The organism is Nocardia sp. NPDC050712, from assembly GCF_040654295.1.
Taxonomy (GTDB): Bacteria; Actinomycetota; Actinomycetes; order Mycobacteriales; family Mycobacteriaceae; genus Nocardia.
The window spans coordinates 62,435-82,805 of the sequence record NZ_JBFAHT010000005.1; the positions used below are offsets into that span (position 1 = coordinate 62,435).

At 67.5% G+C, this 20,371-nt stretch carries 24 protein-coding genes and 1 tRNA gene; 11 read left to right on the forward strand and 14 right to left on the reverse strand.

From position 1 onward, the window contains the following. Positions 1 to 34: 34 nt before the first annotated feature. Together AB0H76_RS33105 and AB0H76_RS33110 are read right to left on the reverse strand one after the other, a co-directional pair. Positions 35 to 817 (reverse strand): thioesterase family protein, encoded by a 783-nt coding sequence (locus AB0H76_RS33105; RefSeq protein ID WP_357331007.1) that lies wholly within the window; start codon positions 815 to 817, stop codon positions 35 to 37. Further along, positions 814 to 2,049, reverse strand: coding sequence for a cytochrome P450 (locus tag AB0H76_RS33110; protein ID WP_357331008.1), 1,236 nt, complete (start codon positions 2,047 to 2,049; stop codon positions 814 to 816). The genes AB0H76_RS33105 and AB0H76_RS33110 overlap by 4 nt, the downstream gene beginning before the upstream one ends. 56 nt (positions 2,050 to 2,105) lie before the next feature. On the opposite strand from AB0H76_RS33110, the gene AB0H76_RS33115 reads away from it, so the two are divergent. After that, the gene (locus AB0H76_RS33115) at positions 2,106 to 2,648 is read left to right on the forward strand and encodes a helix-turn-helix domain-containing protein (protein WP_357331009.1); all 543 of its coding nucleotides are present in this window, start codon (positions 2,106 to 2,108) and stop codon (positions 2,646 to 2,648) included. A 15-nt stretch (positions 2,649 to 2,663) separates the two neighbouring features. On the opposite strand, the gene AB0H76_RS33120 is transcribed toward AB0H76_RS33115, so the two are convergent. Further along, positions 2,664 to 3,674 carry a methyltransferase gene (locus AB0H76_RS33120; protein WP_357331010.1) on the reverse strand — a complete coding sequence of 337 codons (1,011 nt, stop codon included), beginning with the start codon at positions 3,672 to 3,674 and terminating at the stop codon, positions 2,664 to 2,666. Positions 3,675 to 3,704: 30 nt separating this feature from the next. Next, positions 3,705 to 4,856 carry a steroid 3-ketoacyl-CoA thiolase gene (locus AB0H76_RS33125; RefSeq protein WP_357331011.1) on the reverse strand — a complete coding sequence of 384 codons (1,152 nt, stop codon included), beginning with the start codon at positions 4,854 to 4,856 and terminating at the stop codon, positions 3,705 to 3,707. 247 nt (positions 4,857 to 5,103) lie between these two features. Here AB0H76_RS33125 and AB0H76_RS33130 point away from each other — a divergent pair, with 247 nt between their 5' ends. Next, positions 5,104 to 6,261: an acetyl-CoA C-acetyltransferase gene (locus AB0H76_RS33130; protein WP_357331012.1), complete on the forward strand. Its 1,158-nt coding sequence runs from the start codon at positions 5,104 to 5,106 to the stop codon at positions 6,259 to 6,261. On the opposite strand, the gene AB0H76_RS33135 is transcribed toward AB0H76_RS33130, so the two are convergent. Together AB0H76_RS33135 and AB0H76_RS33140 are read right to left on the reverse strand one after the other, a co-directional pair. After that, the gene (locus AB0H76_RS33135; protein WP_357331013.1) at positions 6,258 to 7,148 is read right to left on the reverse strand and encodes a hypothetical protein; all 891 of its coding nucleotides are present in this window, start codon (positions 7,146 to 7,148) and stop codon (positions 6,258 to 6,260) included. The two genes, AB0H76_RS33130 and AB0H76_RS33135, sit on opposite strands and share 4 nt — an antisense overlap. A gap of 1 nt (position 7,149) precedes the next feature. Continuing rightward, the gene (locus AB0H76_RS33140; protein WP_357331014.1) at positions 7,150 to 8,022 is read right to left on the reverse strand and encodes a 3-hydroxyacyl-CoA dehydrogenase family protein; all 873 of its coding nucleotides are present in this window, start codon (positions 8,020 to 8,022) and stop codon (positions 7,150 to 7,152) included. A 329-nt stretch (positions 8,023 to 8,351) separates the two neighbouring features. On the opposite strand from AB0H76_RS33140, the gene AB0H76_RS33145 reads away from it, so the two are divergent. Beyond that, positions 8,352 to 8,633, forward strand: a complete 282-nt coding sequence (locus tag AB0H76_RS33145; protein WP_357331015.1) for a hypothetical protein — start codon at positions 8,352 to 8,354, stop codon at positions 8,631 to 8,633. A 142-nt stretch (positions 8,634 to 8,775) separates the two neighbouring features. Here AB0H76_RS33145 and AB0H76_RS33150 read toward each other — a convergent pair. From AB0H76_RS33150 to AB0H76_RS33160, 3 genes are all read right to left on the reverse strand, one after another. After that, positions 8,776 to 8,848: transfer RNA gene (locus AB0H76_RS33150), tRNA-Lys, on the reverse strand. An 86-nt stretch (positions 8,849 to 8,934) separates the two neighbouring features. Next, positions 8,935 to 9,762: a DUF4344 domain-containing metallopeptidase gene (locus AB0H76_RS33155; protein WP_357331016.1), complete on the reverse strand. Its 828-nt coding sequence runs from the start codon at positions 9,760 to 9,762 to the stop codon at positions 8,935 to 8,937. A gap of 373 nt (positions 9,763 to 10,135) precedes the next feature. Further along, positions 10,136 to 10,774, reverse strand: coding sequence for a TetR/AcrR family transcriptional regulator (locus tag AB0H76_RS33160; protein ID WP_357331017.1), 639 nt, complete (start codon positions 10,772 to 10,774; stop codon positions 10,136 to 10,138). A 118-nt stretch (positions 10,775 to 10,892) separates the two neighbouring features. On the opposite strand from AB0H76_RS33160, the gene AB0H76_RS33165 reads away from it, so the two are divergent. Next, complete coding sequence (locus AB0H76_RS33165; RefSeq protein WP_357331018.1) at positions 10,893 to 11,252, forward strand: hypothetical protein; 360 nt, start codon at positions 10,893 to 10,895, stop codon at positions 11,250 to 11,252. Positions 11,253 to 11,266: 14 nt separating this feature from the next. Here the strand turns inward: AB0H76_RS33165 and AB0H76_RS33170 are convergent, their stop codons facing one another. Next, on the reverse strand, positions 11,267 to 11,545 hold the full coding sequence (locus tag AB0H76_RS33170; RefSeq protein ID WP_357331459.1) for a hypothetical protein: 279 nt from the start codon (positions 11,543 to 11,545) through the stop codon (positions 11,267 to 11,269). A 215-nt stretch (positions 11,546 to 11,760) separates the two neighbouring features. Between AB0H76_RS33170 and AB0H76_RS33175 the strand changes: the two genes are divergently transcribed. The 4 genes from AB0H76_RS33175 to AB0H76_RS33190 all read left to right on the forward strand — a co-directional run bounded on the left by AB0H76_RS33175 (position 11,761) and on the right by AB0H76_RS33190 (position 15,222). Then, positions 11,761 to 13,161, forward strand: coding sequence for an NAD-dependent succinate-semialdehyde dehydrogenase (locus AB0H76_RS33175; protein WP_357331019.1), 1,401 nt, complete (start codon positions 11,761 to 11,763; stop codon positions 13,159 to 13,161). 37 nt (positions 13,162 to 13,198) lie between these two features. Next, positions 13,199 to 14,143 carry a zinc-binding dehydrogenase gene (locus tag AB0H76_RS33180; RefSeq protein ID WP_357331020.1) on the forward strand — a complete coding sequence of 315 codons (945 nt, stop codon included), beginning with the start codon at positions 13,199 to 13,201 and terminating at the stop codon, positions 14,141 to 14,143. Between the two features lie 207 nt (positions 14,144 to 14,350). Next, positions 14,351 to 14,914, forward strand: a complete 564-nt coding sequence (locus tag AB0H76_RS33185; protein ID WP_357331021.1) for a maleylpyruvate isomerase family mycothiol-dependent enzyme — start codon at positions 14,351 to 14,353, stop codon at positions 14,912 to 14,914. An 80-nt stretch (positions 14,915 to 14,994) separates the two neighbouring features. Beyond that, entirely contained in the window at positions 14,995 to 15,222 is a 228-nt protein-coding gene (locus AB0H76_RS33190) for a hypothetical protein (protein WP_357331022.1), read from the forward strand. Between the two features lie 150 nt (positions 15,223 to 15,372). Here the strand turns inward: AB0H76_RS33190 and AB0H76_RS33195 are convergent, their stop codons facing one another. Further along, entirely contained in the window at positions 15,373 to 16,191 is an 819-nt protein-coding gene (locus AB0H76_RS33195; protein WP_357331023.1) for an MBL fold metallo-hydrolase, read from the reverse strand. A 111-nt stretch (positions 16,192 to 16,302) separates the two neighbouring features. Between AB0H76_RS33195 and AB0H76_RS33200 the strand changes: the two genes are divergently transcribed. Continuing rightward, positions 16,303 to 16,911 (forward strand): XRE family transcriptional regulator, encoded by a 609-nt coding sequence (locus AB0H76_RS33200; RefSeq protein ID WP_357331024.1) that lies wholly within the window; start codon positions 16,303 to 16,305, stop codon positions 16,909 to 16,911. A 181-nt stretch (positions 16,912 to 17,092) separates the two neighbouring features. On the opposite strand, the gene AB0H76_RS33205 is transcribed toward AB0H76_RS33200, so the two are convergent. After that, positions 17,093 to 18,058, reverse strand: a complete 966-nt coding sequence (locus tag AB0H76_RS33205; protein WP_357331025.1) for a DUF1152 domain-containing protein — start codon at positions 18,056 to 18,058, stop codon at positions 17,093 to 17,095. A 42-nt stretch (positions 18,059 to 18,100) separates the two neighbouring features. Then, positions 18,101 to 18,595 (reverse strand): phosphoribosyltransferase, encoded by a 495-nt coding sequence (locus AB0H76_RS33210; RefSeq protein WP_357331026.1) that lies wholly within the window; start codon positions 18,593 to 18,595, stop codon positions 18,101 to 18,103. 104 nt (positions 18,596 to 18,699) lie between these two features. Between AB0H76_RS33210 and AB0H76_RS33215 the strand changes: the two genes are divergently transcribed. Together AB0H76_RS33215 and AB0H76_RS33220 are read left to right on the forward strand one after the other, a co-directional pair. Next, positions 18,700 to 19,083, forward strand: coding sequence for a hypothetical protein (locus AB0H76_RS33215; protein WP_357331027.1), 384 nt, complete (start codon positions 18,700 to 18,702; stop codon positions 19,081 to 19,083). Positions 19,084 to 19,085: 2 nt separating this feature from the next. Then, a complete protein-coding gene (locus AB0H76_RS33220; protein WP_357331028.1) occupies positions 19,086 to 19,421 on the forward strand; it encodes a helix-turn-helix domain-containing protein in 336 nt (111 codons plus the stop codon). Between the two features lies 1 nt (position 19,422). Here AB0H76_RS33220 and AB0H76_RS33225 read toward each other — a convergent pair whose 3' ends face one another. Further along, entirely contained in the window at positions 19,423 to 20,331 is a 909-nt protein-coding gene (locus AB0H76_RS33225) for a LysR family transcriptional regulator (RefSeq protein ID WP_357331029.1), read from the reverse strand. Positions 20,332 to 20,371: the final 40 nt, after the last annotated feature.

Genomic DNA, 20,371 nt, shown 5'->3' on the forward strand with positions numbered 1-20,371 from the left:
TACAACTCCCCACAACTGAACTGAAAGGTCCTGGTCAGCGGACCAGGCGCAACTGCCTGGCGCTCGCCAGATGCACACCGCTCTCGGACCAGAGATCGATCGTCTCGTCGACCCAGCCGGCCTCGTCGGCGGCCTCGGTGCGTGCGCGAATCAGCACCCAGTCGAACTCGGTCGCCGCGGCCTGATCGGAAATCCGGATCGACAGTTCCACCGTCGGCACGATGGTCAGGGTCGTCAGGATCGCGGTGTAGGAGGGCGCGAGCGCGTCGGCGAGGATGACCAGCCGTTCGGCGGGGTCGGGCACCTCGTCGGTGAGCCGCACCCAGGCGCACAACTCCGGGCGGCGCGAGCCGGAGTAGGGCAGTTCCGGGGTCGCCGGGCGGATCTGCATCTTCTGCGCGATCGGCACGAACTCCGGCGGGATCAGGAAGGGCTGGGCCTGCTCCAGTGCGGTCAACTCCGACGGCATCCGTGGCGCGAAGGTTTGCAGGCCCCGCGGCGTGCGCTTCCCGAAGAGGGCCTCCGCCAGCACATTCGGTACCCCGTCGGCCGACAGCGCGGCCGCGACCAGCGTGGTCGCGGACCCGGAGCGCACGGTATCGGCCTTGACGGCCACCGGTCCGCCGACCGGTTTGACGAAGCGCGCCCCGAGCGAGAGCAGTTCCTGATCCGGCGGCACGCCCGCGCGCATGCGCCGTACCATCAGCGCCGCCGCGAGCCCGCCGTGTAATCCCTTGAACCCGTGGAACGGTCGCAGTTCCGTGGCTTCGAGGCCGTCGTCGGCCGCGAGCAGATCGGCGATCTGTGTCTGGCTCATCCCAGCACCACCGGAAGCTCGGCGTGGCCACGCTGCACGATCTGATCGCGGAAGGTCCCCGGCCCGGCGAGCGTCATGCCGGGAAACCGCCGCAGCAGTTCCGGCAGCACCGCGGTCACCGACATACGCGCCAGCGCGGCGCCGAGGCAGTAGTGACTGCCCGCGCTCATGGTCAGCGGCTGGTTCTCCGCGCGGGCCGGATCGAAGACCAGGGGATCGGGAAAGCGCGCCGGATCCCGATTGGCGGCCGCGATCAGCAGGGTCAACGGCGTGCCCGCGGTGACCGCGCGGCCGAAGAACTCGAAATCCGTGGCGGCCACCCGATTCAGGACCTGCACGGCGGGATCGAATCGGTAGGACTCCTCGAGGAACCCGGCGACGAATTCCGGGTCCGCGCGCAGTCGATCGTGCAGGTGCGGATGCTCCAGCGCGAGCCGCACGGTGTTGCTGAGCAGGTCTTGCGGCGCCTCGGTCGCCGCGACCAGCAGCAGCATCAGGTTGGCGACGAGATCCTCGTCGGTCACGTCCCCGGATTCGTCGGCGGCCTTGATCCAGGCACTGGTCATATCCGGACCGGGCTCGGCGCGCAGCCGCGCCAGCAGGGCGTGGAAGTACTCGGCCAGGCGCGACATCGCGGCGTCGCCCGGCGCCAGCACCGCCGGATCGCCGATCGGTTCCAGTGCCAGGGTGATGTCGCCGATCGCGGACCGCATGCCCGGCTGGTCCGCCGCCGGCACCCCGAGCAGCCCGCCGATGATCCCGATCGCGTAGCGATAGGAGAACTCGGCCACCAGGTCCACCGGCGCGCCGTCCGCGCCGGCCGCCGCCAGATGGTCGAGTACCGCTTCGGCCTGGTGTTCGACCAGCCCGCGCATGGCCTGGACCCGCTGCGCCGAGAACGCGTTGCCGAAGAACCGGCGCAACCGGGCGTGCTGAGGGTCGTTGCTGAACAACATGTTCCGGGTGAGCCAGACCCAGGACGCGTGCTCGCGCCAGCCGGGCAGGCGCAGGTCCTGCACGCCGGCGTCGGTGGAGAGTAGAACGTCGGAAGCTCTTAGGGCCCAAGCGCATTCGGCATATCCGGTGACGAAGAAGTGCGCGCCGGCCACATCGGCCACGGGCCCGTGCACGCGCATCTGCTCATACAGCGGGTAGGGATCCTGTTTGCCTTCGAAGGACAGGAGGTGACCGATGATATCGAGCGGTTCACGCAGGACGGATACCTGACTCATGTGTTCTCCAGGGGTGTAGCAACCGTCAGTTTGAAATCCAAACTGACGCAATTTTAATGTTAGTGAGTTGGATATGGCAACCTAGAGGGATGGCTGCAAAATCGTCGACAACGTTGTCTCCCGCACGCCGTTCCGCCGCCGAGGTGCCGGGGCGTCCGTGCTCGATCGCCACGTCGCTGTCCATCATCGGAGAGCGGTGGACGCTGCTGGTGGTGCGCGAAATCGGTCTCGGTAATACGCGTTTCAGTCAGATCGCGTCCGCCACCGGCGCCCCCCGCGACATCCTCACCGCGCGGCTGCGCGGCATGGAGGCGAACAACATCGTTTTCCGGAAGCGCTACTCCGAGCATCCGCCGCGGTACGAATATCGCCTCACCGACGCCGGCGAGGACCTGTTCCCGCTGCTCGCCATGATGCGAGCCTGGGGTGACCGGTGGCTCGTCGACGAACCACCGGTGGCTTTCACCCACACCTGTGGGCATGAGATCGCGGTTGTCCCCCGGTGCCCCCATTGCGAAACCGATGTCGACCTCACCGACCGCGCGGCGGTGGCGGCGACGACCGAGAATGCCGAGTGGCTCAGTCACAATCGCAGCTGAGCGCCTCGGCCTCGGTCAGGCCGGCGTGGCGACCAGCCGGGTGAAACCGAGGTGGCCCAGCGGGCCGGTGGCCGATTCCAGCTCGAACCCGGTGGCGGCGAACAGTTCCCGGTACTCGGGGACGGTGCGTTCCCGGCCGCCGGTGAGTACCAGCATCAGCAGGTCCGACAGCAGTGCGCGATGGTGGTCGGGCACGATCAGCTCCGGGATCGCGCGCTCGAAGACGATCAGCTTGCCGGTCGGCTCGATCACCTTGCGGATATTGCGCAGGATCAGCAGCGACTTCTCGTCGTTCCAGTCGTGCAGGATGTACTTCATCACGTAGGCGTCCCCGCCCGCGGGCACCGATTCGAAGAAGTCGCCCCCGATCGTGACCACCCGGTCGGCGACGCCGGCCGCCTCCAGCTTCGCCTGCGCGGCCGATACCCCGCTGGGCGTATCGAAGACGATGCCCTTCGAATCCGGTGCGGTGCCGAGGATCTCGGCCATCAGGGTCCCGTTGCCGCCGCCCACGTCGACCACCGTCGGGAACGCCGAGAAGTCGTAGTCGGCGACGATTCCGGTGCCCGTCTCGCGGGTCATCTGACTCATCGCGGCATTGAATTTCGCCGCCTCGGCCGGATGCTTCGCCAGGTAGTCGAAGCCCGGCATTCCGTGGATGTGATCGAAGGCCGGATCGCCGGTGCGCAGGCTGTGCAGGATCCCGCCGAAGGACGCCCACACCCACGGCGAGCACAGGTACCGCACCACGTCGCGGATGGTGTCGGGCGCGTCCTTGCGCAGGTGGTTGCCCAGCTCGGTGAGCTCGAAGCGATCCGGCTCGGACTGGGCCAGCACGCCCAGCGCGACCAGCGCGCGCAGCAGTCGTAACAGCGAGGACGAATGGGTCGAGGTGGCGGCGGCCAGCTCGGCGCTGGAGCGCGGGCCGTCCGCGAGCAGGTCGGCGATCTCCAATTCCGCTGCGGCATGGATGATCTGGGAGGACATGTAACCGTTGGCCACATCGGCCAGGGGGGATCTCGTCATCGACGGTCCTTTCACGAGAGACAGCGAGCGTCAGATCCGCTCGATGATGGTTCCGGTGGCGAGCGCGCCACCGCAGCACATGGCGACCAGGGCGGTGGTCGCGTCGCGGCGCTCCAATTCGTGCAGCGCCGTGGTGATCAGCCGGGCGCCGGAGCTGCCCACCGGATGCCCGAGGGAGATGCCGCCGCCGTTGACGTTGACCCGGTCCCAGTCCGCGCCGGAGACCTGCTGCCAGGACAGGACCACCGAGGCGAACGCCTCGTTGATCTCGAACAGGTCGATGTCGCCGAGTGCCATCGAGGCCCGGGCCAGGACTCGCTCCGTCGCCGCGGGCGGGCCGTCCAAGTGGTAGTAGGGCTCGGCCCCGACCAGCGCCTGCGCCACGATTCGTGCACGCGGGGTCAGGCCGAGGGCGGTCGCGCGGTCGGAGTCCATCAGCAGGATCGCGGCCGCGCCGTCGGAGATCTGCGCGGAGCTGCCGGCGGTGTGCAGGCCGCCGTCGAGGACGGGGGTGAGGCGCGCGAGGCCTTCCGGAGTGCTCTCGCGCGGCCCTTGGTCGCGGGTGACCAGTTCCGCCACGCCGGTGGCCACCACCGGAGCCTTGAGCGGCACTACTTCTCGGTCGAAGCGGCCCTCGGCCCAGGCCTGCAGCGCCCGCTGCTGGGAGCGCAGCCCGAAGGCGTCGGTGTCCGCGCGAGTCAGGTTGCGGCGCTGTGCGATTCGCTCCGCAGCCTCGAATTGACTCGGCATGTCGATGGTCCAGGCGTCGGGCCGGGCGGTGCCGAATTCCGGGTTGGCCCGGTTGGCGCCCAACGGAACTCGGCTCATCGCCTCCACGCCGCACGCCACACCGACCTCGATCGCGCCGGCCGTGATCAGGCTCGACACCAGCCCGGTGGCCTGCTGCGCGGACCCGCATTGCGAGTCGATGGTGGTGGCCCCGGTCGTCTGCGCGAGGCCCGCGTGCAACCAGGCGGTGCGCGTGATGTTGCCGGCCTGCTCGCCCGCCTGGGTGACATTCCCGCCGATCACCTGCTCGACCAGCGCCGGCTCGAGCCCGGCGCGATCGAGCAGCGCCGTCACGGTCATGCCCAGGGTTTCGGCCGGATGCAGGCCGGACAGCACGCCGCCGCGCTTACCGATCGGGCTGCGCACGGCTTCCACGATGACAGGGGTGCCCATACTCATCTCCTAAGCGATAGAGGTGGCCGAATCGGCCGTGAACTGACCCTTCTTTGGAAGCTATAACAGGTTCTAGTCAATCGCAATATAAGTCTCGAAAGATGCTGTCTTGCTTGTAAATTCACTTGTGAGACAAGCTAGAACTGGTTGCAGTACTGTGGGTAGACGGTTTGCACTTCCAACCGTCACTTCCTAGTATTCGTCACAACAGTTTGAAGTTCAAACCGTGGGGAAGTTGGAGGGCGACATGACATCTCGGGCCTACGTGCTGGATGCCGTGCGCACGCCGGTGGGGCGGCGCGGCGGCGGGCTCGCCGGTGTGCACGCGGCCGATCTGGGCGCGCACATCCTGGGTGCGCTGGTCACCCGGTCCGGCGTCGACCCCGCCCTGGTCGAGGACGTGATCATGGGATGCTGCGACACCATCGGCTCGCAGTCGGGCAATATCGGCCGCACCAGCTGGCTGGCCGCGGGCCTGCCCGACCACGTGCCCGGGGTCACCGTGGATCGCCAGTGCGGATCCAGCCAGCAGGCCATCCATTTCGCGGCGCAGGCGGTGCTGTCGGACACGGCGGACCTCGTCGTCGCCGCCGGCCTGCAGACCATGAGCGACATCCCGATGAGCGCCGCCATGCTCGCCGGGCGGCAGTACGGTTTCGACGACCCGTTCTCCGGCTCGGCGGGCTGGCGTGCGCGCTACGGCGAGACCGAGATCTCGCAGTTCCGCAGCGCGGACATGATCGCCCGCAAATGGGACCTGTCCCGCGCCGCGATGGAGGAGTTCGCCCTCGGCAGCAACGAAAAAGCCTGCGAGGCTATCGATTCCGGCCGCTTCGCCACGGAGATAGTCCCGCTGGCCGACGTCGCCACCGACGAATGCCCCCGTCGCGGCACGACATCGGCGAAAATGGCCGCACTGCCTGCCCTGCAACCGGATTCACGCATCACCGCGGCGCTGGCCAGCCAGAACGGCGACGGCGCGGCGGCCACCCTGATCGCCTCCGAACGTTTCGTCGCCGAGCACGGCCTGCGCCCGCGCGCCCTGATCCGCCACCTCTCGGTCTACGCCGACGACCCGGTATGGATGCTCACCGGTCCCATCGAAGCCACCCGCCGCGCCCTGCACCGCTCCGGCCTGACCCTGTCCGACATCGATCTCTTCGAGGTCAACGAGGCCTTCGCCAGCGTCGCCATGGCCTGGCTGATCGAAACCGGCGCCGACCCCGCCCGCGTCAACGTCAACGGCGGCGGCATCGCCCTGGGCCACCCTCTCGGCGCCACCGGCGCCAAACTCTTCACCACCCTGCTGCACGAACTCGAACGCCGCGACGCCCGCTACGGCCTGCAAACCATGTGCGAAGGTGGCGGCACCGCCAACGTCCTCATCCTGGAACGCCTCGACTAGGTAAGCTCGGCCAGCGCCAAACCGGTCAGCGGGCCGCCGGGCCGTGCGATGACCCGGTCGATGCCGGCGGACAGGTCGACCAGGCGGATCGATCCGCCCAGATCGCTGACGTAGAAACGGGATTCGCCGGCGGCGGCCAGGCCGATCGCCTCGCGGTAGCCGCTCGACAGGATCTCCACCAGGCCCGGCTCGGGTTCGAGGGTGGCCCGGTTGAGGGTGTTGCCCTCGGGCGGCTCGCCGCGGTCGGTCCAGACCAGCGTGCCGTCGTCGAGCAGTTCCAGATCGATGGGTTCGGGCAGGTCGCGCCAGAGCAGTTCGATGTCGTCGCGATCGCGCGGCGAGGAGCCCGCGGGCAGGTCCAGCGGTGCGCGGAAGATCCTGCCGTCACCGGCTTTCGGTGCGCCCTTCTGCGTCCAGTAGAGGAACCCGCGTCGCGGGTCGACGCAGATGCCGACCGGCCAGTTGCGTACCACCTGGGCGTCTTCGCCGGTGCTCACCAGCGCGCGCAGATCGTTCCCGTCGAGATCGCAGGTCAGTACCTGCATCCCCTCCCGGTCGCACCAGTAGAGCCGGCCCGCCGTGAAGTCCGCGGCGATCTGCTTACCGGTGGTGAACGCGCCCGCGGCGACGATCGTGGTGCGATTCCGGCCGTCGAAGTCCACCCGCTCGAGCTTGCCGTTGCGCTGGAAGAACGGCGGCTCGCTGCCCCGCTCGGGGCGCACGTCGGGCGCTCCCATACTGGTCCAGTAGATGTGGCCGCGTTGCTGATCGACGACGATCCCGTCGGGCATCGCGTCGAGACCGTCCACCAGGGTCCGCACCTCGCTGCCGTCCAGGGCGACCGCGTGTATCGCGCCCTTCAGATCCAGTGCGAGCAACTCGGTCATGTCAGCTCGGCTTCGGGTAGTCGTCGTAGAACCCTGCGCCCGACTTCACGCCGAGTTTGCCGTCGGCGATGTATTCGCGCAGCAGGATCCGCGGCCCCTCGGGCAGTTGCGGGTTCTCCTGGGCGTAGTGCTCCTCGATGTCGAGCACCACGTCGAGGCCGACCTGGTCCATCATCCGGAACGGCCCGGCCTTGGTGCCGAAGTTCATCGAGAACATCGCGTCGACGTCCTCCGGAACGGAAACACCCGCGTAGACCACCTCGAGCGATTCCCGTTTCAGCGCCGCCCAGATTCGGTTGAAGATGAAACCCGTGCTCTCCTTGCGGCAGTGGAAGGGCCGCAGCCCGTACTCGGGAAAGGTCCGCAGCACGAAGTCGATGACCTCGGGCGCGGTGTGCCCGTCGGACATGACGTCGAGCGTGATCGCCGCGGGCGGCATGTAGAAGTGCGTATTGAGCATCCGGTCGTTGGTCCGCAGATCCTCGGTGAACAGCCGGCTCGCATAGGAGGAGGAGTTGGAGGAGATGATCGCATCGGCCGGGCAGTCCTGCTCCAGCTGCGCGAAGATCTGCTTCTTCAGCTCCAGCTTCTCCGGCACGGCTTCGACCACCAGCCAGGCGTCCTGCACGGCTTCGGCCTGATCCCGCACATAACCCACCGTGCCCGCCGTGCCCCCGTCTACCCGCGCGGCGACCGCAGGCAGCTCACCCATCGCGTAGACAACCCCCTGTTCGCCCTGCTCCGCGTTCGGATCGGTGATATTGACCTGCCCACCCCGGGTGGCGAACATCAGCGCGATCCGCCGTCCGAGCGTGCCCGCGCCCACCACGGCGACCGGGCGATTGCGGTAATCCTGGGGGATCGCGGTCACCATCGACTCCTTCGGTTCGGAAGAACAGCGGGCCGGAATGATCTCCGCGAGTCTATTTCGCTCCGCACACCCCTGAACCAACAGTTACCGAACCGCAAACTCTGTAGCCTCGACGCAACCCGTCACGCCACACCGACCGGTCTCCCCGGTATCGCCTGAGACCTTTGGTTGCGGAAGCCTTCTGGCATCGTAAATGCCCACTTCCCAACATGTTTCAGCCACCGCCGCGGCAACCATGCCAAGCGTGCTCGGGGTCCGCTCGACCGTGGATTATGCGGCCGATTGCCCCGACTTCCGCACGATTCCAAGAATTGGGACTACCGTGGCCGGGTATGGCGACCAGGGAAATCACGGTGACCGTGTCCATGGACGACGACCAATGGCACAGCATCGCCGAAGCGGCCGAATGCGCGGGCATGACCTTGGAGGCCTACCTGTCCTGGGGCGTCCGACTCCTGTCCGCCCAATCCCGCCCCGGCAAAAACCTCGCCGGCGCCCCCCGCACCCACCCCACCCGCAAACGCGCCAAAGTCGCCGAAGAGCCGGAATCCGCCTGGACCGAAACCTTCGCCGAACGCCTCTCCCACCGCGCGGAGCAATACCGCGAGGTGTGACCCGCGGGATCTCGAGGAAGGCCGACCTTCCAGATTTCTTGCGCGGAAAGACGAGGGCACGATCCCCTGGGTGCGGACACCCCGATTCGCTTAGCAAGCGATCCCAGACCCCGTCTGGTTGACTTTCCCGGTCGCCGATTTGTGCCCCCAGTAGGACTCGAACCCACAACCCGCTGATTAAAAGTCAGCTGCTCTACCCGTTGAGCTATAGAGGCGAATCGGTCATCGACACGCTGTTTCGAGTACTGATACTAGGGAAGCGCCGATGACCGGCGCGACCTATTTAATGCGTCGCTCGCCGTCAGTCGGCCGGTCCACCGATCTCACCCTTGACGTGCGGCGCGAGCAGCGTGTTCCACGCCTCTTTCATCTTCTGGTATTCGAGCGGGCAGCCGCTGGCGCGTTCGCTGGGCAGCGGTCCGGCCGGTGCGACGATCGCCGGATAAGCGCTGGGGTCGGATCCGTACACCCAGCACAGCAGGTTGAAACCGCGCACCTCATCGAGGGAGTGGCTGTCGCCGAAACGACGGGAATCGAGGTCGGCCGGGTCGCCCGCGGAAGACCGCCAGAATTCCGCCGCGGCAACGGCATCGGCCCCGCCCGAGTGGTCCGGCGTGCTCAGCAGAACGAGGGTCGCGAGCTGGTCGGCGGAGTCCTCCTCCCGCCCCGTGGCCGGCAGCGAATACAGACTGATCGCCATGTGACCGGTCTCGTGATAGAAGATCATGCTCGACACGGCAGTGAACAGCCGCGTCCGTTCCGCCTCGGAACCACCGGAATGCGCCGCCGCGAATTCATCGATGTGGTCCAGCATTTCGTAGCAGAACTGGATCTGCCCGGCCTGCGGATCCCAATACGCGTTGGCCTCGTCGCATTGCCGGCCGACGATCGGGACGTCCTGCGGCAGGAGGAAGAAGTTGTCCGCCTCCTGGGCGAATCCCTCCAGCGTGTGATGCCGGACCGCGAGCTGTTTTCCGCGTTCGGCGGCGGGGGAGGCCGCCGGACCGAATTCGGTCAGGAATCGCCCGGTGCTCGCCTGGCTGGTTCCGGCTGCGCAGCCGCTCAGCGCCGCCGCGAGCAGCGCGGTGCTCAGTACCGTGGTGCACAACCGCATGGACAGCCCGCGCATAGGTCGACCCTTTCGGTGAATCGGAAAGATCACTGCACCGCAGCTGTTATATCCCGAATACCGGAACACATCGCGGATGTCCGCTCGGCGGGGCCCGGCGTCGGCCGGACCGATGGCGTCCGATGTGCGCCGTCACCCCTGGCCCGTCACCAGAGTGTGACAAGTCCAGTCGGCACCGGAAATCCGCTGGTAGGGCGGTAACTTCCCGTCATAGTTCTGATCGACGGAAAGCGGGACGACATGCTGATTACCGAGTTGGTCGTGATAGCGATCGTCGTGGCATTACTGACCAGCGCCGCCGTCGCCATGAATTGGGACCCCCACAAGAACCGGCGCGCTCGACGTCGGCAGCACTGGCATTGAACCCGCCGGCTCACGAAGCTCCGGCAGCCTGACCGGCTTCGCTCTCGATCCAGGTGCCGATCATCCGCCCGGTCATCTCGACTGTTTCCGCCCGGAAGTCCTCGTCGATCTCGGTGGCGGAGGCGCGCACCACCGCCGCGAAGATCGTATTGATGATCACGAAAGTCATAGTGTCGTAGTCGAATTCGCGGGTCGCGCCGGGCCCGAGAACCTTGACCAAGACCGCCCTGGTCGACAGATGCAACCGGGGTTCGAACTGCGGAATGGCGGTGTTGTAAAAGTGCACGCCGCCCACCAGCGCACGCACCAGCCCCGCGTTCGCCGCCATCTCCTCGAAGATCACATCGACGATGGTGCTGTAGCGCTCCCGGATGGACATGTCGTCCGTATCGTCCGCCAACTCGGTAACCCGCTGTTCGATCCCTTCGAGCAACCGCGTCAGCAACTCCTCGACGATGACCGCGCGATCGGTGAAGTATCGATAGAGCGTGCCGATGCTGACCTGCGCTTCGGCGGCGATCCGATTGGTCGAGGTCCCCGAAACCCCGCGCTCGCCGAACAGCCGTGCGGCCGTGTCCAGGATGTGTTCCCGAGTGGCCTTCGCCCGCCGCTGAGTCGGACTGCGACGGCGATCGGCAGCTTTCGGCATACACACTCCTGCGGAGACCGGATACGGTCGGTTAACTCATCCTTAGCTCACTCTAGAGGGCGGCCATGAAAAACCTACCGGCACCGCGAATACGTTTGCGCCACAGCGGATCCATCCGATGGCTGTGATCGAGGATGTCAGCCCACTGGGCGCGGAGTTGGACCGCTCATACCGCGTCTACGTGCGCGGCAGACTGAAGTTCCGCGTCAACCAGATCGTCTACGTCGCATTTTCCCTCGACGAAACCGTCATGGGCTTCGCATTCCCCAAGGAGGAGCGCGCAGCCCTCGTCGCAAGCCGGCCCCGCGCATTCCACCTCCCCGCCCAATCGGACCTCCGCTTCAACTGGATCAACGCCGACCTCGCGGCCCTGGACCGGACCGAGGCCCGCGAACTCGTCGTCGACGCCTGGCGCATGGTCGTCCCCAAGAAACTCTCCCGCGCCTACGACCTCACCCACCCCCACGGGCCGGTGTGAGGGCACGCTCGGCGCTAGACCACCGCGTTCATGATGCTGCCCGCGCTGGTGGCGACCGCACCGCCGGTCATCGCGCCCGCGATCATCTTCGGGGACTGCAGGCCGCCGCCATTCCACTTCTCCCAGGCAAAGCGGCCGCCGCCGTAGGTGATAGCCGTGATGCCGGACAGTTGGACCAGCCAGGTGAAGTAGCGGCCCATCTGCATCAGCTTGTCGGCCAGCGGCGGCGCCTCGGGGGCCGGATTGCCGACGACCTGGGTGAGAACGCTGTCCTGTAGCGCGCAGAGAATCATGCTCACTGTCATGCTCCTTAATGGATGCCGAAGTGATGAATGACGCCGAGGTGAATCCAGCGGCAGCAGCGCTGCGCCTATTACCCAGTGTGCAACCTGGATCGGTGGAAAGCGCTGCCCTCATCGGGGTACACCCTGGACAGCGTCTGCGTGTTTGCCATGGGTCGCACGGGCTATAGCGGTCGGAGCCGCCAACCCGTCGAAAGGAATGATTCATGGCAATAGCGACGATCAACCCGGCCGACAACACCACGGTCGAGGAGTTCGACGAGTTCAGCGACCAGCAGGTCGACCAAGCCGTCGATGCCGCCGACACGGCGTTCTCGTCCTGGCGCGCCAAGACGAAATCCGAGCGCGCTGCCGTCCTCGCTCGGGCCGCGCAGCTCATGGCCGATCGCGCCGACGAGCTTGCGCCGCTACTGACCCTGGAGATGGGCAAGCTGATCGGCGAGAGCAAAGGCGAGGTCGCGCTGGCCTCGGCGATTCTGCAGTACTACGCGGACAACAGCGAGGCCATGACCGCGGATGAGACCATCGAGGTCGAAGACGGCACGGCGATCGTGCGCACCGTGCCGATCGGCACGCTGCTCGGCGTGATGCCGTGGAATTTCCCGCTGTATCAGGTGGTCCGTTTCGCCGCCCCGAATCTCGCACTCGGCAATACGGTGCTGATCAAACACGCCAGCAATTGCCCGCAATCGGCGCTGGCGCTGGAAAAGCTGTTTGCCGATGCCGGCGCCCCGAAGGGCGTGTACACGAATCTGTTCGTCTCCGGCTCGAAGATCGCGCGCATCATCGGCAATCCCACAATCAAGGGTGTCTCGCTCACCGGCAGCGAGGCCGCCGGCGCGAGTGTGGGCGAACACGCGGGCAAGAACCTCAAGAAATCGGTGCTCGAACTCGGCGGCAGCGACCCGTTCATCGTCCTCGACGACGGCGGTGACTTCGATCGGCTGATCGAAGGCGCGGTCACCGGGCGCATGGCCAACACCGGCCAGAGCTGCGTGGCCTCGAAGCGATTCTTCGTCGCGCGCAGCCTCCACGACCGTTTCGTCGAAGGGATGGTCCAGGCCTTCGGGATCCTGAAGGCGGGGGACCCGCAGGACGCGGCGACCACGCTGGGCCCGCTGTCCTCCGAGCAGGCCGTCGCGGATCTCGCGGAGATCGTGCAGGACGCACTCGATCGAGGCGCGACGGCCGCGGTCGGCGGGCATCGAGTCGATCGGCCGGGCGCCTACTTCGAGGCCACGGTGCTCACCGGAGTCACCGCGGACATGCGCGCGTTCAGCGAGGAACTGTTCGGCCCGGTCGCCGTCGTGCACGCGGTCGACGATGCCGACGACGCGGTCGAGCAGGCCAACGCGTCGAGCTTCGGACTGGGAGCCACCATCTTCTCGGGCGATGCCGAGGCCGCCCAATCGGTCGCGGACCGGCTCGACAGCGGCATGGTGTGGATCAACCATCCCACCGGAACCGCCCCCGAGCTCCCGTTCGGTGGCGTCAAGCGCTCGGGTTTCGGCCGCGAACTCTCGCACTACGGAATGGGAGAGTTCGCCAACCACAAGCTGATTCGTACCGTTCCACAGGAGTCGGACATCGCCGGTGCGGGCGGCTGATACCCATCACGATCTTGCCGAGAGAGGTGGTGCAGTTATGCGTGCAGCGATGATCGAGAAATTCGGTGGACCCGACGCGCTCGCGGTCCAGGAGGTGGACACGCCGCGCCCCGGACCGGGCGAAGTACTGGTGCGGGTGCACGCCTCGAGTGCGAACCCGGTGGACGCACTCGTGCGCGAAGGCGCGGTGAACCCCGAGTTGCCGTTGCCGGCGGTACTGGGCAGTGACGTCGCCGGCGTCGTAACCGAAATCGGCCCGGGCGTCAGCAATTTCGCGGTCGGGGACGAGGTGTACTACACCTCGGAACTCGCCGACGGCGGCGGCGCCTACGCCGAATACCACGTCGCCTCCGCAACGATCGTCGCCCCGAAACCCTCGGCGCTGTCGTTCACCGAGGCGGCGGCGATCCCGTTGGCCGGCGGGACCGCGTGGGAGGCGATCGTCCGGCGGCTCGCGGTCCGACCGGGACAGGTCGTGCTGGTGCACGGCGGGTCGGGCGGCGTGGGATCGTTCGCCATCCAATTCGCCCGTGCGACAGGGGCTTCGGTGCTGGCCACCGCCGGCCCCGACAACCTGGAGCTGGTGCGCGAACTGGGCGCGACGCCGATCGACTACAAGTCGCAGGACTTCGTCGAAGTGGCTCGCGACCACACCGGCGGCCGCGGCGTCGATGCCGTTCTGGACACCGTCGGCGGCGAAAACGTCGCACGCAGCCTCACCGCCGCCCGTGACGGCGGCCGGGTAGCGACAATCCTCGCCCCGGATACCGCGCTCGACTCGCTGTACCAGCGCAACCAGACCCTCTACGGCATCTTCCTCACCCGAGAGCGGGCACGACTCTCCGAAATGACCCCGGTCTTCGAACGCGGACTGGCACACCCACGCATCAGGAAGGTGCTCGGTCTCGACGAGATAGTCCAAGCCCATCGCCTTCTCGACGCCGGGCACAACGGCGGCAAGATCGTCATCGAAGTCGGCTGACGCCGCGGCGGAGCAAACGGCCACTCCGGCGCGAGCGCCGATGAGTCTGCGCGGCTGCCGTCGTCTGCACTACAGAACGACGAAGCGGCCCCGTGCGGCCATGTTCTTTTGGAGGTCCCTGGTGTCGGATGCCTTGACTCTCTGGGCGATGGCCCACGCCGAACGCGCCGCCCTGGCCGACGATCTCGCCGACCTGGACGACCAGCAGTGGGCCGGCCGTCGCTGTGCGGGGCGTGGGTGGTCGAGGAGGTCGTCGCGCACCTCACCGCGGCGGCGAGCGTCGGACGGCTGCGCTGGCTGTCCAGCGTTCTGGGCGCCCGCTTCGACTTCGACGAGCACAACAACCGGCGGCTCGCCGAGCACCGCGGGAAAACTCCGGCCGAAACCCTCGAACGGTTCCGGGCAATCGTCACCAGCACCACGGCGGCCCCGGGCCCCACGGTCGCCTGGCTCGGTGAGGTCGTCGTCCACGCACAAGACATCCGGCAGCCTCTCGGGCTGCTCCGCACGCCGTCGACGGAGGCCGCCACCGCGGTCGCGCGTTTCTACGCCGGACGCGACTTCACCGTCACCAGCCGCAGCAATGCCGAGGGCCTGCGCTTGGCGGCGACCGACGGATCGTTTGCCGTCGGCACCGGCCCGTTGGTCAGCGGAACCACGATCGCGCTGACCATGGCGATGGCCGGCAGGCCCGCATACTGCGATGATCTCACCGGACCCGGCGTCCCGACGCTGCGCGACCGCGTGACCGCTCGATCCGGCACCAGCTGATGCGAACGCCCAAGAGCCACTGCCGCTCAGAACGCCCTGCCCGCTGAGCTTTACGTGAATTGCGCCAGTACGCTTCCGAGGTGATCGCCAGCTCCACCTATACCTGCTCTCGCTGCACCCAACCGCACGACGGCCCGCCGGTCAGCTACGCCGCGCCCGCCCCCGCGTACTGGAACGCCGAGTGCGCGGATCAGCTCGACAGCGTGCTCGCCGACGAACAGTGTGTCCCGGCCCGGGTTCAGTGGATCGCCGAGCAGATCTCGCACCCGAACCCGCCAGCCGAAATGCCGGACGGGCAACACCGATGACCGACCTGTGGGCAGGCGGTGCGCTGACCGCAGTGCTGTGCAACCCGGCCTTTTGGATGAGCATGCTCGCCACCGCGGCGATCATGGTGATCCTGCTGTTCCGAGATTAGGGCGAGGGCTTTTCACCTGCGGGGCGAGCCTGGTACGGGATCACCCGATCGGTGGTGCGAGATATTCCAGCGCGTAACCATCGCCGGCGGGGGTTACGCGGGCGATACCGGGTGAGTCCAGATGAGCACCGGCTACGAAATGGCCTGGCCGGGTAAGTTGTTCGAGGAGAGCCGTGCGTGCGGCCCGGGCCTGGGACTGATTGCCGTCGAGCTCCCAGGACACGTTCGGCCGATCGAATTGGAGCGTCGGAACGTGCACGGTGTCGCCCCAGGCGAGAAGATGGCCGGCGCTGCTCCTGACGTCGTAGACGGTGTGTCCAGGTGTGTGGCCCGGTGTCGGGATCGCGCTGATCCAGTCGTGGATCGCGACCTGCTCCGAGACGGGCACGACCCGGTCGCGGATCGGTTCGAGCCGCCCCGCGAACACCGAGATGTCTCCCGCGCCGATCCACACGCGCTCGAGTTCGGTGAACGCCTCGGAACCGTCGGGCGCGATGAGCCCGCTGACATGGTCTTCGTGCCTGTGAGTGATGGCCACATCGGTGATATCCGCGCGGTCGATTCCTGCTTCTTCGAGCGCCTCGTAGATCAATCCCATGGTGGGGTCGTGCCAGGCGTTGGACGCGCCGGTGTCGATGAGGACCGACTGCGTGCCGTCGGTGACGTAGAAAGCGTTGACCGACAGCCGCAAGTTGTCGCCGGCCAGCGGCACGGCAGCCGGCAACTCGGCGAGCGCGCACCCGTCCTCATCGCGGAGTCGTGTCGGCGGCATGTCGATGTACCCGTCTCGCAACGAGATCACCCGCAGATCGCCGAATTCGAACGTGGCGTGGTGCCGGCCACTCGAGATCAAACGCATGAAACCTCCCTCAGGTCGGCGCGCTCATCGCGCGTCTCCGATAGAAGACTATATCTTCTTTAGAAGATCTCTACACTGTGACGGCGAGGTACTCATCGATCGAGGAGCAGGGTGGTCGAGCAAGACTCAAACGCGGTCGAACCAGCGCACGGTGACGACCTGGCCGGGGCATTCGGCGGCAACGTGCGGCGACGTCGCGAGGACGCCGGCCTGACGCTGGAACAGCTGTCCTTCCAGTCGGCGGTCAGCCGGGCGATGCTGTCCAAAGTCGAACGCGGCGAGAAGAGTCCGACGATCGGCGTCGCGTCCAAGATCGCCCACGCGCTCGACACGTCGCTTTCGGACCTGATCGGCGGGCCGGCCGCTGCCGTATCCGGTGTGGCCGTTGTCATGCGCAAGCACGAACGCCCCGTCTTCCGCGACCCGGAAACCGGCTTCGAACGGCACATGGTGTCGGCGGCCCCGGGTGCCGGGGGTGGCGAGATGGTCGTCCACCACCTTCCCGCACACGTCTCCACCGGGCTGCTCCCGGCCTATCCACCGGGCACGGAGAAACAACTCGTAGTCCTCGACGGCACCCTGACCGTCGCGATCGGCGGAATCAGCGAGACTCTGAATACCGGCGACTCCGTGTTCTTCCAGGCCGACGCGGACCACGGCTTCGCCAACCGAACGAACGCTCCGTGCGAATACATCATGGTCATCTCACGTAGGACTTGAACTACCTAGGTGCGAAAGAGTCGACTGCGTTCCCGGTTTGGCATGGATGGCGGGTTTGTCCGCTGAATTGCGCCGCCGTGGAATCGATTTGGGTTCAGCCGACTCGATAGTCGGCACCTCGGCGGGGGCGGTGGTCGGGGCCGCGCTGATCGGGGGACGTGATAGGTGCCTGCCACCGCGATCAGTGGGGAATGAGCCTGGACGGACGGGGCCCGGGCCGCGAGGTCAGATGGGCTTCGATCACCTGCGCCACCTGATACGCGTGATCGGTCGGTTCGAGGTAGGGCAGGTATTCGACCGTGCGTGCCAGTGCCGGGAGGTCCACGGTCGAATACATTGCCATGAGGGGGTTTACGAAGAGCTCGGTGCCGCCGGTGCGGTCGGTGGCTTGGACGTCGCCGAATTCCCCGCGCAGCGCGCCGGCGATCTGGGAGTGGACGATGCTCGGGCGCAACGGGGTTTCGGCCAGCGAGTGGGTGACCGCGCCGAGATAGGCCGCGCCTTCGGCGCTGTCGCGCGGGATGGAGAGCACTCCGAGGAACGCGTTCTCCCGTTGCAGCGCAGCGAGATTCTCGAGCACATGGGCGTGGCAGACGCCGTGGTAGGCGTCGACGCCGAAACCGATGGACACCACCAGGCGGGTGATGTCGTCCAGCCCGGCCACGGCCGCGAGACTCGTCATGTCCTCTTGCGGTGTGCCCAAACCGGTTTCGTCGCCGCGCAACAGAATGTCGGTGCCGCCGTCGACCAGCACGAGGGCGTCGGCGCCGAGCTGCTCGACCAGCGCGGTGTAGGCCGCGCGCAGAGGCCGTACACCGGATTTGGGGAACGCGTACACGACCGGCTCACGGCCGGTGCTCGCCAGCCAGCGCGCCAGACTGCGTTCGGGGAAGTAATCGTAGTTGCCGGCGGTATCGGGACGAACAGCGGCGACTCCCGGCGCCGCCCAATCCTCGAGTGGGGTCCGGCGCAGATTGCTGAACGACAGGTTCGCCAGATACACCTTTTTGCCGAGCCCTTCCAACGCCACGGCCAGCGGCAGCCCGCCGTACACATCGAATCCGCCACCCGCCCCGGCGATCAGCACCCGCGAGGCGTCCCGCAGGCGAGTGAACAGCGGTGGCTCGGCCAAACGAAAGGAAGTCACCTCGCCATCATGGCGACGGCGACACGAGCGCGCCAGAATCCCTCAGGCGTCGAGGACCTGGGCGGCGCGGGTGACGACGGGCGGCTGGACCGACCAGGGGAAGTTGATCCAGCGGTCGGTGCGCTTCCAGACGTATTCGCAGTCGACCTCCGAGTGCGGCTTCTGATAGATCACCGCGCAGCGGACCTCGGCGACCTTGTCGGCGCAGAAGTCGCGGACGAGCTTCAGGGTCGCGCCGGTGTCGGCGACGTCGTCGGCGACCAGGACGCGCGCGCCGGCCAGGTCGACCGCCTGCGGGACGGGCGGCAGCATGACGGGCAGGTCCAGGCGCTGGTCGACGCCGGTGTAGAACTCGACGTTCATGACGTGCAGGTTCTTGACGTCGAGGGCGTAGCCGAGCGCGCCCGCGACGAACAGCCCACCGCGGGCGATGGACAGGACGAGGTCCGGCTCGAACCCGTCCTCGGCGATCTGTTCGGCGAGGGTGCGGCTCGCGGAGCCGAACAGGTCCCAGGTGAGTTCTTCCCGATCCGACATCTGCGGCTCCTTCGGTGCTGGTGGAAAAGAATTTAGACCACGACCCGAGCGGGCTGTTGTCCGCCACTCCTTGCCTTCCGCGCGCTTGCCTCTAAAATAGAGGCATGGTCGATGGTGTGGTGCTTCCCTTCTGGCAGAGCGGCGATACGGCGGCGCTGACGAACCGCCTGGCCGCCGACGCGGTCTTCTCCAGCCCCGTCGCCGACTATCCGGGGCGCGCGCAAACGGCGCACATGCTCACGCTCATCGCGACGGTCATCGAGCGGGTCGACCGGACCGGCCACTGGTCCAGCGATCGAGAAGAACTGTGCGCCTTCACCGCTCGGGTCGACGATCACGAGCTGCAGGGCATGGTGCGCGAGGAATACGCACCGGACGGCAGCCTCGAACACGTCACGCTGTACCTGCGCCCGTATCGGTCGCTGCGCGCGGCGATGGCGAAAATGGCGCAGCGGATGGAAGATTCGCCGCTGCCCGGGCAGTCGTAGTCGTGGACGCGCGGGAACCGCTCCCGGGCAAGCCCGTTCGCGGATCGCGCACCGGCCGCCCGATCATGGCGTTGTTCGACTTGATCGGACGACGCTGGACCCTGCGGGTGATCTGGGAACTCGACCGGGCCGAGCAACCCCTGACCTTCCGGGAACTCCGCGCCGCGTGCGGCGACATCTCCTCGAGCGTTTTGACCACGCGGCTACGTGAACTCGTCCAGGCGCGGCTGGTGGAGAACGTCACCGGCTACGTGCTGACACCGATCGGCCGCGAGCTCGTCGGGAACCTCGAGCCGGTCACGGTGTGGGCCGAAGTCTGGGCACAGCACCAGCAGTGAGTCACCCGCGCAGCCGCTGCCGGGCGTCCGCGGCGAGCTCGGCGGCGCAGTCACGCAGGGCCTCGGCAAGCGGATGCGCACCATCGGCCACGTCGCGAAAGGCCAGGATCGTCGGCCGAACCGCACGCGGGTCGTCCACCCGGACGATCGAGATCGTCGCGGGCAGGGTGCTGACGGCCAGGCCGGGGAGCACCGTGATGCCGAGACCGGCGGCGACCAGGCCGAGCTTGGTCACCCAGTCGCGGGCGACGTAGGCGATATCCGGTTCCCAGTCCGCGTCGGTCCAAGCGCCGAGCAGGGTGCTGCGCTGATCGGCGCTCCCGGCGATCCAGCGTTCCGGCCGCAGCAGGGACACCGGCACGCTGTCGCGGCCCGCGAGCGGGTGCGCGCGGTGCACGGCGACGAACAGCGCGTCGTCGAGCAGGGGAGCGGAGTGCACACCCTCGGGCAGGTCGGGTGCGCCGGAGAGCACGGCCAGATCGATCCGGCGGCGCGTGAGCGCGGTGAGCAACGCCGGACTGGTCCCTTCGCGCAGGCCGACCTCCAGCCCTGGATAGCGGTGGGACACAGCCGCTATGGCGCGCGGCACCAGCGCGGCGGTCGCGGTGGCGAACGCGCCCACGCGAATCCGGCCGGGGCGCTGCCGCAGGTCGTGCAGTTCGTCACGGGCGGCATCCAGGGCGTCGAGCACGGCGTCGGCGCGGCGCAGCACGATCCGCCCGGCCGCGGTCGGCCGCACACCGCGCGGGAGTCGTTCGAACAGCGGACGTCCCGCGACCTGCTCCATCAGCAGGATCTGCCGTGAGACCGCCGACTGCGTGTAGTCCAGCCGCCGCGCCGCCCGCGAGAACGAGCCGGCGCGTGCCGCCTCCCGCACCACCCGCAGCCCGATCACCGTGAATTCACCCATGCGTCAACGTGATACCAGCTATGCCGGACTCGCGCTGGTC